Annotated in this window: 14 protein-coding genes; 5 read left to right on the top strand and 9 right to left on the bottom strand. The window is 67.9% G+C overall.

Annotation, left to right across the window (positions count from 1 at the left end; all coding sequences use genetic code 11):
- Positions 1 to 412: alpha/beta hydrolase fold domain-containing protein (locus FXN61_RS39430; protein ID WP_167978994.1), on the bottom strand; the 412-nt coding region annotated here is incomplete at its 3' end.
- 165 nt (positions 413 to 577) lie between these two features.
- Positions 578 to 754: a hypothetical protein gene (locus tag FXN61_RS53475; protein WP_246292647.1), complete on the bottom strand. Its 177-nt coding sequence runs from the start codon at positions 752 to 754 to the stop codon at positions 578 to 580.
- Positions 755 to 1,122: 368 nt separating this feature from the next.
- Here FXN61_RS53475 and FXN61_RS53470 point away from each other — a divergent pair, with 368 nt between their 5' ends.
- Positions 1,123 to 1,548, top strand: coding sequence for a helix-turn-helix domain-containing protein (locus tag FXN61_RS53470; protein WP_246292646.1), 426 nt, complete (start codon positions 1,123 to 1,125; stop codon positions 1,546 to 1,548).
- A 73-nt stretch (positions 1,549 to 1,621) separates the two neighbouring features.
- Positions 1,622 to 2,989, top strand: coding sequence for a glycoside hydrolase family 28 protein (locus tag FXN61_RS39420; protein WP_167978993.1), 1,368 nt, complete (start codon positions 1,622 to 1,624; stop codon positions 2,987 to 2,989).
- A gap of 15 nt (positions 2,990 to 3,004) precedes the next feature.
- On the opposite strand, the gene FXN61_RS39415 is transcribed toward FXN61_RS39420, so the two are convergent.
- The gene (locus FXN61_RS39415; RefSeq protein ID WP_167978992.1) at positions 3,005 to 3,823 is read right to left on the bottom strand and encodes an esterase/lipase family protein; all 819 of its coding nucleotides are present in this window, start codon (positions 3,821 to 3,823) and stop codon (positions 3,005 to 3,007) included.
- A gap of 221 nt (positions 3,824 to 4,044) precedes the next feature.
- On the opposite strand from FXN61_RS39415, the gene FXN61_RS39410 reads away from it, so the two are divergent.
- Positions 4,045 to 5,556, top strand: a complete 1,512-nt coding sequence (locus FXN61_RS39410) for a WS/DGAT/MGAT family O-acyltransferase (protein WP_188135983.1) — start codon at positions 4,045 to 4,047, stop codon at positions 5,554 to 5,556.
- Positions 5,557 to 5,684: 128 nt separating this feature from the next.
- Positions 5,685 to 6,110: a hypothetical protein gene (locus FXN61_RS39405; protein ID WP_167978990.1), complete on the top strand. Its 426-nt coding sequence runs from the start codon at positions 5,685 to 5,687 to the stop codon at positions 6,108 to 6,110.
- Here FXN61_RS39405 and FXN61_RS39400 read toward each other — a convergent pair.
- From FXN61_RS39400 to FXN61_RS39390, 3 genes are all read right to left on the bottom strand, one after another.
- On the bottom strand, positions 6,020 to 6,934 hold the full coding sequence (locus tag FXN61_RS39400) for an alpha/beta fold hydrolase (protein WP_167978989.1): 915 nt from the start codon (positions 6,932 to 6,934) through the stop codon (positions 6,020 to 6,022). The genes FXN61_RS39405 and FXN61_RS39400 overlap by 91 nt on opposite strands.
- Positions 6,935 to 6,999: 65 nt before the next feature.
- Complete coding sequence (locus FXN61_RS39395) at positions 7,000 to 7,839, bottom strand: hypothetical protein (RefSeq protein ID WP_167978988.1); 840 nt, start codon at positions 7,837 to 7,839, stop codon at positions 7,000 to 7,002.
- Positions 7,836 to 8,411, bottom strand: a complete 576-nt coding sequence (locus FXN61_RS39390) for an RNA polymerase sigma factor (RefSeq protein WP_167978987.1) — start codon at positions 8,409 to 8,411, stop codon at positions 7,836 to 7,838. Before FXN61_RS39390 ends, FXN61_RS39395 begins: the two co-directional genes overlap by 4 nt.
- Before the next feature lie 71 nt (positions 8,412 to 8,482).
- Between FXN61_RS39390 and FXN61_RS39385 the strand changes: the two genes are divergently transcribed.
- A complete protein-coding gene (locus FXN61_RS39385) occupies positions 8,483 to 9,388 on the top strand; it encodes a phosphotransferase (protein WP_312878352.1) in 906 nt (301 codons plus the stop codon).
- Between the two features lies 1 nt (position 9,389).
- Here the strand turns inward: FXN61_RS39385 and FXN61_RS39380 are convergent, their stop codons facing one another.
- From FXN61_RS39380 to FXN61_RS39370, 3 genes are all read right to left on the bottom strand, one after another.
- On the bottom strand, positions 9,390 to 11,495 hold the full coding sequence (locus FXN61_RS39380; RefSeq protein ID WP_246292651.1) for a discoidin domain-containing protein: 2,106 nt from the start codon (positions 11,493 to 11,495) through the stop codon (positions 9,390 to 9,392).
- 197 nt (positions 11,496 to 11,692) lie between these two features.
- Positions 11,693 to 12,553, bottom strand: a complete 861-nt coding sequence (locus FXN61_RS39375) for a patatin-like phospholipase family protein (protein ID WP_312878351.1) — start codon at positions 12,551 to 12,553, stop codon at positions 11,693 to 11,695.
- A gap of 11 nt (positions 12,554 to 12,564) precedes the next feature.
- Positions 12,565 to 13,228, bottom strand: a 664-nt coding sequence (locus FXN61_RS39370) for an alkaline phosphatase family protein (protein WP_167978986.1), incomplete at its 5' end; no start/stop codon positions are given.

Raw genomic sequence — 13,228 nt, 5'->3', positions numbered from 1 at the left:
CCGCGACGAGGTCCGGGTCCTCCGCGGTCTCGTGGGCCCACCGCAGCACCGTCCACGCGTCGTCCAGCGCGGCCGGGAACGGGTTCTCCGGCGCCAGCCGATAACCCACCGAGATCACGACGGCTTGCGAGCGTGCGGCAACGCGGGACGCCCACGGATGTTCTGTCTCCACGTCGCCGATGCACCAGCCACCGCCGTGCATCCAGATGACCGTGCCGTGCGCCTCGTGCGGCCGGTAGATCCGCACGGGTACCTCGGGGTTTCCTGGCACCAGGCGGTCCTCGATCTCCATGCCGTCGGTCTCCGCCGGGATGCCGGAGGAGAGTTCGGCGAGGAACGCCCGTTCCTTCTCCACATCGATCAGATCGGCTTTCGGGAAGAACGGGATGAACGCTTCCAACTCGGGATCCATGCTCACCATCCTCACGATCTCCCCGCCGATCTTCAGCCGACGCGCGTCGCGCAATCCGGGGCGGTAGCGCGACGATCGTCGCTATCGTCGCCTCATGGAGGCGTTGGCGACCCGGCTGTCGAACCTGGACTCGCACGTCGAGGGCGCGATCAGGGTCGTGATGTTCTACGACACGCTGATGCGTCGCCGCGTCGATCTCCCCGCCCTGGCGCGAGCGTCGGCTGGCCTGGCCGAGTGCGTCACGGGCATCCGCCTGCACAGCACCGGCAAGGTGATCCGCATGTCGCCGGGCGGCACCGAGGCCACGGCGGGGCAGCAGGTGTCGTCCAGGACCCCGATCACGCTCGACGACGAGGAGATCGGCGAGGTCTGGCTGGAACGCGCCGAGGCCGGACCCCTCGACGAGGTGCTGCTGGACCGGCTCGCGATCGCCGTCGCAGCCGTCGTCGAGCGTTATGGCCCAGCCCGGACCACCATGGCCGATCCCGCGCTGGTGGAGTTGGCGATCAGCGCCGGCAGCGACGAAGCCGGCCGTGCGCGGGCGTTGCGGCTACTGGGTTTCGCGCCGGATCAACGGGTTCACGTCGCCGCGGTCAGCTCGGCACTCGCGCTCGACCGGGTCGCTGCGGCGGTGTGCGACGCTCAGCAAACGAGACGGACCGGTTCGTCTCATCACTACCTTTCACATCTGGTCAAGGCAGCCCTCGTGGGTGACGCGGGCGTCCTGCTGGCGACGAAACTGGGCGACTTCCCTCCCGGCGTCCGCGCGGGCGTCGGCGCCGATCCCCACCCCTGCACGGGCGTGGACCGAGGCACAGGTGGCGCTGCGCTTCACCACCGCCCGCACGTCCGTCGTCCGCTACCCCGACCTGGGAGCGCTGGCGCTGCTCGCCGAGGTGCCCGCGGAGGCCTTGCGGGCCAACGCGGACGTGGCCGCGGTCGCCACGTTGTCCGCCGAGACCTGGAAACGTTGGACGCCTACTGCGCCACCGGTTCACTACGCCGAGGCCGCCGATCTGCTGCACCTGCACCACAGCAGCGTCTCGCGCCGCCTGGAGCAGATCGGCCGCGTCCTCGACGTGGCCGACCCGGCACGGGTCAAGCTCGCCCTGGCCGCGTTCAAGCTCCTCGACTAACGGTCCGCAAACGTTTACAGTCTTTCTGCAACGCCGCCGCTCACGTTTCCTTCACCGTGGAAGAGGACGTCGAATGGACGGCAGGATCAACCGTCGACTGCTGATGAAGTCCACCGTCGTGGCCGCGATCGCCACACCGGTCCTGGCACGAACCGCACTCGCGGTCGCGGTCCCTGAACTCCCCTGGCCGGCCGCCAACGAGATCGTGCGGAACACGAAGCTCCCGTCGTTCCCGGACAAGAACTTCGACGCGACCGCGTACGGCGCCAAGGGCGACAACAAGACCGACAACACCGAAGCCTTCAAGAAGGCCATCGCCGCCTGCAACGCGGCGGGCGGTGGTCACGTGATCGTCCCGAAGGGCACCTACGTCACGGGCGCGATCCACCTGCTGAGCAACGTCGACTTCCACCTCGATGACGGCGTGCTGCTCAAGTTCTCAGGTGATGCCTCGAAGTTCCCGACCGTGCTCACGCGTTACGAGGGCATCGAGTGCATGAACCGCTCCCCCATGGTCTACGCCCACCGGCAGACCAACATCGCCATCACCGGCAAGGGCACGCTCGACGCCGGCGCCACCGGCTCGTGGAACAAGGGCAGCGACCGCTCGTACCTGGAGTCGTTGGTGGCCAAGGGAACCCCGCCCGAGAAGCGCGTCGTTCCCGGCTCGGGCAAGAACATGCGCTCGACGTTCATCGAGCCCTACTCGTGCGACACCGTGCTGATCCAGGGCGTCACGCTGAAGAACCCCAAGTTCTGGCAGATCCACCCCACGCTCTGCAAGAACGTCACGGTCGACGACGTGCACACAGACCCGTCAACGGCCGCTAACAACACCGACGCCTGCGACCCGGAGTCGTGCGACCACGTCGTGATCTCCAACAGCGACCTCGGCGCCCACGACGACAACGTGGCCATCAAGTCCGGCCGCGACGAGGACGGCAGGCGGATCAACGTGCCGTGCCAGAACCTCGTGGTCGTCAACTGCCGCATGAACGGCAACTGGGGCGCCATCACGTGCGGCTCCGAGCAGACCGGCGGCATCCGCAACGTCTACGGCTACAAGCTCAACTGCGTCAACGCCACCAAGTTCGCCCTGTACGTCAAGTCGAACACCAAACGCGGCGGCTTCTCGCAGAACATCAACCTGGACAGCGTTTCCGGCACGTTCGCGCGCGCCTTCGTCTACGTCACCACGACCTACAACTCGCAGACGGGCAACAACGTGCCGAAGTTCGGCCCGTTCTTCGTCTCGAACTCCAGCTGCACCAAGGCTTCCAAGGTCCTCGACGTGTCCGGCCTGTCGCAGGAGCACGTCAAGGGGCTGGAGGTCCGCGACAGCAAGTTCAACGGTGTCGGCTCCACCACCAACACCGTCAAGAACGTCGACGGCCTGAAGTTCACCAACGTCACGGCGAACGGCAAACCGATGACGAAGTAGATCTTTTTGGATGAGTCAGGCGGCCCGCGGGTACAGGCCGGCCATCCCCGGCGGCGCGGCGAAGGGCGCCCACGTGCCCTCCGCCTGCGCCAACCGGTCAGCCACGACCCACAGAACGGTGGAGTTGAAACCATATCCCAGGTGTGACGACGACACCTGGACGTTCTCCCGCCGCGGCCCGGACTCCTCGATGCACGACTCCCACGAGACGATTCCGTCCGTCTTGGAGTAGATCGACGTGGCGGGCACCGGGATCGGCGGCCGCGTCGATTCCAGCGGCGGGAACTCCTCGCGCGGGATGTGCAGGCGCGAGAACAGTGCGAACGCCGGCATCGCCCGTGACTGCACGGGATCCGACATGTTGTACGGCGACCCCAGCGTGATCACCTGACGCACCCGGTGCGGATGATCCCGCGCCATCTCGCGCGCGAAGATCCCGCCCAGCGACCAGCCCACGATGGAGACCGGTCCGCCGAAGTCGTCGGAGACCTTCTTCACCAACGCGTGCATGCCGTCGACGGCGCGGCGGGTCGGGCCGATGTTGCGGCCCAGGCCCCAGCGGTGCACCTGATAGCCCAAACCGGACAGGAACCGGCGCAGCATCACCGTCGACGAGTCAGCGGCTCCGAGACCGGGGAACACCAGCACCGGATGACCGTCGCCCGCCGGCGCGCCCTTGAGCATCGAGCGCGTGGCGACGAACTCGCTGACGTCCAGGGCGCAGCGGGTGGGCTCGGTGAGGTACCAGAACAGGCCCGGCGCCGATCCTCTGACGAGGTGGAGGGGAGAGGCAGCAGGAACTTCGAAGACTTCGTCTGAAGGTACGGCAGACATAGGAGCCTCCCCACACGTCGACAACCCCGAGCCGGCGCCCTGGGCGGCGTTGCCCAGTGAGTCCATGATGTTTCGTGAACGATCTTTTCGCCAGTACTTTCGAGTCTCGATTCGCCACGTCCAGGTAACACGTTGGCAACCTCACACGTGTGCACTGCCTCTCACCTGCATGGACGTCGATTCAGACGCAAAGCTCCTCTACCCTTTTTCAAGTGGATCGGATGAGCTCTTTGGACGCAGGCTTCTACTTCATCGAGGACGAGAACGTGCCCATGCACGTCGGTTCCGTCCTGGTTTTCGACGGCCCGGCGCCGTCTTACGGCGACGTGATCCGCCTCTTCGTGTCGCGGATGGACCAGGTCCCCCGCTACCGGCAGAAGGTGAAGGCCCTGCCGTTCCACGTCGGCCGTCCGGTCTGGGTCGACGACGACCACTTCAACATCCTCTACCACGTGCGGCACACCGCGGTGCCGTCGCCGGGCGGTGAGGACCAGCTGCGCAACCTCGCGGGCCGGATCTTCGCGCAGAAGCTCGACGACAAGAAGCCGCTGTGGGAGGCCTGGCTCGTCGAGGGCCTCGAGGGTGGCCGCTGGGCCATCATCTCCAAGGTCCACCACTGCATGATCGACGGAGTGTCCGGAACGGACATGCTGCAGCTCATCCTCGACTTCAACAAGGAGACGACACTCCCGGAGCCGAAGGAGTGGAAGCCGGCACCGCAGCCTTCGACGCTCGACCTGGTCGTCGACGGTGTGCGCGACGCCGTGGTGACGCCCGTGCAGCACCTCTCCGCGTTGCCCGCGCTCGCGCGGAACCTGCGCTCGTTCAACGAGATCGTGGACTTCGGCAAGACCGTGCTGAGCAGCCTGCCCGGCACCGCGCGCCGTCTCGTCACGCGTGCCGCGACGTCGCTGAACGGTCCTATTGGGCCACACCGCCGGTGGGTGTGGGCGCGCGCGAACCTGGCTGAGATCAAGCAGATCCGCAGGGCCGCCGGCGGCACGGTCAACGACGTCATCCTCACGGCGATCACGCGTGGTTTCCGTGACCTGCTGGAGAAGCGCGGCGAGCTGACCGAGGGCATGGTCGTGCGGACCATGGTGCCCGTGTCGATGCGCAAGGCCGACCAGCACAACGAGCTGAACAACCGCGTCAGCGCCGTGCTGGTGAACCTGCCCGTCGGCGAGGCGAACCCGGTCGAGCGCCTAGCGTCGATCCGCGCGCAGATGGACGACCTGAAGAGCTCCCGCCAGGCCGCCGGCGCCGACGTCATCACGAACCTCAGCAACTTCGCCGCGCCGACACTGATGGCGCTGGGCTCGCGGACCGCGATGCGGTTCCCGCAGCAGATCCTGCAGACCGTCACCACGAACGTGCCGGGCCCGCGCATCCCGCTCTACATGCTCGGCCGCCCGCTGGTGGAGATGTTCCCGTACGTGCCGATCGCCTCGACGATCCGGATCACCGTCGGCATCTTCTCCTACCTGGACAGGTTCACGTTCGGCATCAACGCCGACTTCGACGGCGTGCCGGACGTCCAGCTGCTGGCCGACGGCATCCGCGCCGGCTTCGACGAGATGGTGACGCTGGCCGCGGAGGCCGAGGAGAAGGCGGCCGCGAGGGCCGAAGCCGCCAAGAAAGCCGCCGCGGTGAAGCCCGCTCCCAAGCCGCGAGCCGTCAAGGCGACCGCCAAGGCGGCGACCAACGGTGTGAAGCCGGAGACGAAGGCCTGAGACACGATCTGACGGTTCAGGCGGGTGCGCACGACCTGCACCTGACCGTAGTAGGACTCGACGCACGGCTGGGCGCCCTCGGACTGGCGCTCGGCCAGGTCGACGACGTCCGCATCGAGCTGGAGAACGTGCGGTGGTCGCGCTGGCGTGCTCGCCGCGCGACCGTCGTGTGCCGGGACGTGCACGTGAACCCGCCCGCGACTTTGGTGTCGTCGCCCGTCGAGTTCCGCGTCGAGGTGGACTTTTCGGACATTCCGGAGTTACAACGGGTCAGTTGGTTGCCGTTGACCGTCCGGTTGGTCGGCTCGGAGCTGCACGTGCGGTTGCACAGGTGGCTGCCGGCTCGTGTCTTCGCGGTGCCGGAGCTGCCGCGTGGCATCCAGCTGACCGGCGTCGAGCAGCTCGACGACCACTTCGTCCTGACCGGAGCCGCCCCCGTGCTGCGGGAGCGGCTCACGCTCGGTCAGCTCAGAGACGTGCTCAGGCGGTTGGCGTCCATCCAGTCCAAGACCCGCTCGGACACCACCTCGGGGATCTCCATCTGGGGCACGTGACCGATGCCCGCGTACTCGTCGTAGCGCCAATGCGGGTGCTTGCGGGCCACGTAACGGGCGGCGGCGACGTTGACCAGCCGGTCCCGGTCACCGCTCATCAGGAACACCGGCACACGGATCTTGGCCATCGCCGCGTAGTAGGCGCCGCGCTTGGACGACGTGAACACGGTGCTGCGCGCGGCCGCGAGGAACGCAGTGTCCAGCCCTTGCACCTTGGCGCGCTCCCCGATCAGGTGCTCTGACGCCTGCTTGAGCTCCTCGGGGATGGTCGTCGGGTCCGCGCAGCACAGCTCCAGCACGCGCTCGACCTGGCGCCGCGCCGGCACCGCCTTCGCCTTGGCCAGAAACCGCTCGCCCAGGCCAGGCACCGAGTACATGAAGAACGTGCCGAGCATCGTCGGGTCCGGTCGCGTCCCGAACACCATCGGCAGCGCGGGGTCGACCAGCACCAGGCCCCTGACCAGGCCGGGGTTGTAGGCGGTGTGGAAGAGCGAGATCATCCCGCCCATCGAGTTGCCGACCAGGACGACCGGTTCGCCGACGATCTCCTTGATGAACTGGCCGAGCAGCCGCGCGTTGGCCTGGACCGTGGTCTGACGGCCCTCCGGGTTGGTCAGACCGTGCCCTGCGAGGTCGACGGCCGTGACGCGGGCCTTCTTCGCGAGCAGCGGCGCCAGCAGCGCCCAGTTCAGGTGAGAGCCGCCGAGCCCGTGCACCAGGACCACCCTCGGCCCGTCGTCCGGCCCGCCGAAGTCGACCCAGTGCACGGGCCCGTCGAGGTCCGCGTAGTGGCTGGTGCCGCCGAAGTTCGCCACAGTCGTCATACCAACCAGTATGTCGGTAAGACCAACCGGTCGGTAGCCGCTGTTGGCAGGGTTACTTCCAGGGGTTACTTCCAGGGCGTCGCGGCCTGGCACTGCTCCTTCGGCTTGCGCCGGTCACCGAAGACGATCTCGCCGTTCTGCGGTTCGTAGAAGCAGGCGTCTTGCAGGTCGCTGCTGGTGCCGAGCAGGTTGCCCGCCGCGTCGTAGACCCGCACGATCTCGTTCGTCGGTGTGCGCGGAATGCCCCAGCTCGACGGGTAGTAGATCCGCGCGGCGTACGTGCCGTTGGCGACCTTGGCCTCGATGGTCTGGCCATCGGCCGTGTACGTCACTCGCGCCACCTTGTCGTCGACCCGGCCGACGACCGTGCGGTTGCCGGGCACACCCACAGAGGCGGGCTTGCCGTCCATGTCGCCGCCGGCGCGCGCGCCCTGCCACTCGATCGAGAAGTGCCCTGGCAGCCACGACACGGCGGCTTGTCCGAAGGCGGAGTTGTACGGGTCGCCACCGACGCCGATGCTGCAGATCAGCGCCTCCTTGTCGCCGTAGAGCAGCGCCCAGCGGGTCTGGTCGTTGAACAGCTGGCGCAGCTTCGGCCGCGCGGTGCCGGCGGATCCAGCGCAGCCCTCCTCGATCGCCGCGACCTCTTCGGCCGGGATCCCGAAGTCGAAGGTCACCGGAGTCGGTGACGTGGTGACCTGGACCGCGGGCGTGGGCTCCGGCGGACCTGGCCTGAGCAGCACGACACTCGTCGCCACGGCAGCCACCGCGGCAGTCGCGGCGAGAATCGGGACGGTGAGGCGCGAGGACCTGCGCCGTCCGGCGACGGTCCGTTCGAGCTCGGCGCGGATCTGCGCCTGGCGGCCGGGTGGCAGGTCTCGGGTGGGCGGAAGCATGCTGGTCATCGGTCCTCCCCGGTGTGCACGAGCTCGCGGTGCTGCTGGAGCTTCGACTTGGCCTTGCTGACCCGCGCCCGCACGCTGCCCTCGGCGATGCCGAGCACCGCCGCGGCATCCGCGTACGACACCCCGGACCACACGCACAGCGCGAGGGCCTCACGTTCGTTGCGCGGCAGCTTCACCACGGCCCTGAGCAGCTCTTTCATCTCCCGCTGGTCGTCGAGCCGCTCCGCCACCCGGTCCGCGTGGTCGGGCACCGGCCGCTCCTCGCCCACGCGCCGCAGATTCCGCAGCCGCCGCGTGAGCGACCGCTGGTCGTTGCGCACCACGTTCGTCGCCACCGTGAGCAGCCACGGCAACGCCGACTCGCGCTCCAGCCGAACCTCGGCACGCTTGCGCCAGGCCAGCAGAAATGTGGCCTGCAGGTGGTCCTCGGCCTCGGCCCAGGACGCGGTCAGCCGGAAACAGTGGTTGTAGACCGCCTTGGCGTGCCGGTCGAACAGCACCCCGAAGGCATGTGGACTGCCCCCAGCGGCCTGCGACCACAACGTGCGGTCGTCAGGATCTTCGCTCGTCATACCTGTTTGTGTCCGCCCGCCTGGAAAGTGTTGGCACCAGTTTCACGCGCCCCGCTCTAACGTTCCGGAGCGTGGCACATCTGGGGGTGGCCGATCTGACGGACATCGCGCACGCGGCGTACGGCCGCGAACTGCGCGATGTGGTCCGTCTGCACGGCGGCAGCAAGAAGGGCGTCTACCGCCTGACGCTCGACGACGGCACGACGGGCATCGCCTATGTGTGGCGCCGTTCCGAGGACTACTGGCCGGAACACGAGCCGGACCCGTTGTTCGGCAACGCGAGCGGGCGCGACCTGTTCCTGACCGCCCACACCGCGCTGTCCGAGGCTGGGGCGTGCGTGCCGCGGCTGGTGCTGGTCGACAGCGACGTGATCGTGGTCGAGGACCTCGGCGGCGAGTTCCTGGAGAAACTGCTCGACGACAGCGCCGAGGTGCTCGACCGGCTGTGGGAGGACCTCCGGGCCGTGCACCAACGGCTCAGCCCGCGCTACGGCCGCCCGAGCGCGCTCCAGCCCGTTGACGCGCCGCCGGTGCCGGACGTCGTTCTGCAGCGGGCTCTCGGGCACCTCGACGCGTGCTGCGAGCGGGTCCCGCGCATCGCCGCCGAACGAGATCGGCTGGAAACCCAGCTGCGGCAACGGCATTCGCTGATAGAGCCGCGCGCAGAGTACGGCCTGATCCACGGCGAGCTGGGGCCTGACCACGTGCTCGTGGCCGGCGGCCGGCCGGTGCTGATCGACATCGAGGGCGTGATGTTCTTCGACGTCGAGTGGGAGCACGTGTTCCTGGAGCTGCGGTTCGGTCCGCACTACCGTCCCGTCGACGGCCTCGACCCTGCCCGGCTCAACCTGTACCGGCTGGCGCAGTATCTGTCGCTTGTGGAGGGTCCGCTTCGCCTGCTGGACGGCGATTTCCCGCACCGGGACGCGATGCGGGAAATCGTCGAGCACAACATCGAGCGCGCGCTGTTGTGCTAAATCATGCGGGCTGGATCTCCAGGTGGTCCAGGTTCGGGCCACCATTGGCAGTCGTCGCGACCGCCCGGACCGTGTTCTCGCCCGCCTCCAGGTTCAGTGTCACGGTCACCGACTGCCAGTTCGTCCACGCCCCAGTGCCCGCGAACGCCTGTTCGTCGACGGCCAGTGAGCCGTTGACCGAGATGTCCAGCGGCCGGTTCGCCGTTGTGCCGTTGGCGAACCGCAGCGTCACCTGCCGCGGTCCGGCGGTCTCGGCCCGCACCTTGAACTCGACCGCGGATCCGGCGACGTTGTCGTAGTTGACGAAGCCGGTGCCGGAGAACCCGGCGTGGTTCGACTCCACCACGCCCTGCGTCACGACGCCGTTCTCGGCCTCGTACCGCGACTCCGGCGTGGGCGTGCCCGCGCCGGGGTAGGCCGAGCCGAGCCACGCCTCGTCGATCCGCAGCTGCGCCTTGCCCTGCGTCGACGTCTTCTCCACCCGGATGTGCCGTGCCGTCGTCCCGGCAGGCAGGTCGATGAACTGGACACCGCGGTGGTTCGCCAGCGAACCGGACTTCACGGAAGTCCAGCTGGAACCGTCGTTGGACGTGTAGACGTTGTAGTTCTTGATGCGTGCGGAATTCGATGCCGGATACGTGGTGGAGTCCTCACGCTGGTTCAACGCGACGTACGAGACCTTCCGAGCCGAACCCAGGTCGAAGCGCAACGACACCGTGCCCGCACCCGTTGCGTCCCAATAGGTCTGGTAGTTGCCGTCAGCCGCGTGCGAGGCCGGGTGGCCGGAACCCGAAGCCGACGCGCTCATCGTGTACGTCGAGGCCGGGATGATCCCCTCGCGCCCCGCTGTCTCGACCTTGAACACGGTGTCGTACTGGTCCCAGGAAGAAACTCCGGTCAAAGCCAGGGTGCCACCGGACTGCGACCACGACACGGCCGCGCCGGTGCGCAGGTTCGTGACGCGACTGACCTTGTAACCGTTGTCCCGCACCCGAAGCGTCGATCCGGACGGCCTGGTGAGCACGTGGACGTAGTGCTGGTTCGGGTTGGCTTTGGACACGGTCGTGACGCCGTGCGCGCCGTCGTTCCAGAACCCGGGCTTGAGCCCGCCGTTCAAGTACCCGCCGCCGTACGTGCCGCCGATCGACTCCCAGATGTCGCGCAGATACCCGTCGGTGAAGTTGTTGAAGGCAGCTTGGTTCCCCGGGAACCTGCCGTTGACCATCGCGGTCTCGGCCATCAACGCCTTGACGTCACTACCGGCGTTGGTGATCAGCCGGCCGAGCGTCAGCTTGTAGTCGACGGCGGAGTTCGAGCCGGAGTACCACCACGCACCGGAGCTCGGCAGCTTGAAGCACGCCTCGATCAACCGCGGCGCCGCCGTGTAGACCGCCTGCGGGTAGTCGTAGTTCGGCGTCATGCCGGTCTTCTGCTCGTTGCTGATCGTGTCCATGATCGCCGTGTCCTCGTTGTTGTTGCTGAGGACCATGTCCGGCCGATCACGCCGGATCCGTTCGTACAGGCCGTTCTGCTCCCAGTACGCGTTGTCGTTGTCGATCCAGAAACCCGCGAGCTTCGGGTACCGCTGCATGACCTCGACGAAGTTGTCGTAGCTGAACTGCCCGAACCCCGGCCGCTCCTGCAGGTTGACCGTCTTGCCCTTGTACTTCGAGTAACCGGCCGAGTCGAGCCACTCGTGCCCGCCCTCGTTGTGCCACTGCGGGTCGTCGGTCATGTAGTTGATGACCTTCAGCCCCTGCGCCGACGCGGCGTCGATCAGCTCGCCGAGGAAGTCGCGCTTGGTCGAGCAGCTGCCGGGGATCGAGGACGGCCACGCCCGCGCGTAGCCGAGCCGCGAGTGGAACGACGCCAGCACCAGGTACTGCGCGTGCAGCTTCTTCGCCTCGTCCACCCAGTACTTGGCCGACCAGCCCCCGTTCGTGACGGCGGCCTCCCAGGCGCTGCAACTGGTGTAGCCCGGATTCGTCCGCATCCCCCAATGCAGGAACAGACCCGACGTGGACGCACGCAGCCAGTCCTGCCGGGGATGCAGCACCTCGGCGTGCGCAGGAGAGCTCACGCCTGCAACGAGTAGAGCGGCGGTCATCAACACGCCGAGACGACGCAACGTTTTGCGCACGAGCCAGCCTCCTGGTGGACGCCTCCTGCGGCGGAAGGAAGACGTGCTCGGTGTTCCCGCGCAAAGGTCTACGCCAATCGACGGCCGCGCTCAAGAGGTCATCGGAGGTATGAGCGAGTTACATGGCCACCTGGATCGATAAATGCTCCAAATGAGCCGATGTCTCAACCGTGCGACGGGTGGCCGTACAGCCCGGCACCCGTGACCTCCAAAGTCGTGAGGAACGCGGCAGAGGCGAGGTACGAGGCCTCGACCAGTTCCGCGGTGTGCGAGAAGTCCAGCGGCGTCACGGCCTGCACGGGCGGCCCAGGCAGGTACAGCACGGGCGCGTGCTGCGAGGCGAGCTCCACCTCCAGCACGGCCTGGTTGCGCATGCCGAGGGTGGCCCAGAACAACAGCGTCTCCGCGAGCGTCCCCGGCACGCCGGGCAGGTGGCCGGGGAACGCGCAGTCCAGCACCACCAACGACTTCGCACCCATCGCCAGCGCCTGCCTGATCGGGACGTTCGCCAGCACGCCGCCGTCGTAGAGCACGCGGTCGTCGATCCGCACCGGCGGGTAGACGCCGGGTATCGCCGCGCTCGCCAGGATCGCGGGAACCAACGAGCCCGACGTGATGTTGACCGCCTCCCCGGTCACGCAGTCCACCGACACCGCGCCGAACGGCAGCGTCAAACCAGCGAAGTCCGTGCAGCCGTCGAGGCCTTCGCTCAGCACCCCGGCGAGGCCGGTGTTCGGGAACAGGTAGGTCTTGTTGGTGCGCAACGACTTCAGCTGCGCGATCGGGCCACCGGGGAACACCCGCTGGCGCGTCATGCCCTCCCACAGCACGGCCAGCCTGGGCGCGGCCTTCTCCGGGTCGAGGGCCAGCAGGGAGCCGTTGACCGAGCCCACCGAGGTGCCGACGACGAGGTCAGGGCGCACGCCGTGTTCCTGCAACGCGCGCAGCATGCCGATCTGCGCGGCGCCGAGGCTTCCTCCGCCGCCGAGCACGAAGCCGATGGGTCCTGGCAGTTCGATCGTCACGTCCGGTGATCCTAAAGCGAGGCGTGGAAGAGCACCGGAATCGCCGTTTCCGCTCTCGTCCGGGAGCCGTGGAACCCCTTCAGGTTGCTGAACACCGGTTCCGCCTGGCTGCGCACGAGCACCGCGGAGTTCTTCATCGCCACGACGACATCTCCGATGCGGTCCACCGCGAGCGGGCTGACCGGGCCGAACCAGCCGGCCTCCACGGCGTCCTCCCTCGACAGGACCTCCGCGCCGGCTCCGAGGAACTCACGCCACACGTCCGCCACCTCGTCGCTCTCGGTGTGCAGGTAGCGCACGCGAGGCTCACCGGCGATCACTCGGACTCCCTCCCACAGCAAGGGTTCGGTGTCGAAGTCGATCCGCTCGTCCGCGGTGATCATTCCGTGGTCGGCCGTGACGACCAGCAGCGAACCAGGTGGCATCCGCCTCCCGATTCGTTCGGCCAGCGCGTCCACGAACTCCAGCTGCAGCAACCACTCCTCGGAACCCGGACCGTAGAAGTGCCCGATGGTGTCGAGATCCGCGTGGTAGGCGTAGCAGAACGAGCGCTCCTGCTCGATCGCCGCGACCGCGCCCAGCGCGAGGTCACCGAACCCCGCGGCGCCGCGGAACCACGAGCCGCGCAGCACGCCCGCGTCAGTCCGCTGGCGCGCTGGTTGAGCGGCGCGACCG

This window comes from Lentzea indica, assembly GCF_012184385.1.
Lineage (GTDB): Bacteria > Actinomycetota > Actinomycetes > Mycobacteriales > Pseudonocardiaceae > Lentzea > Lentzea indica.
The sequence above is the reverse complement of the archived record's forward strand: the minus strand, read 5'-3'. Positions and strand labels throughout refer to the sequence as shown.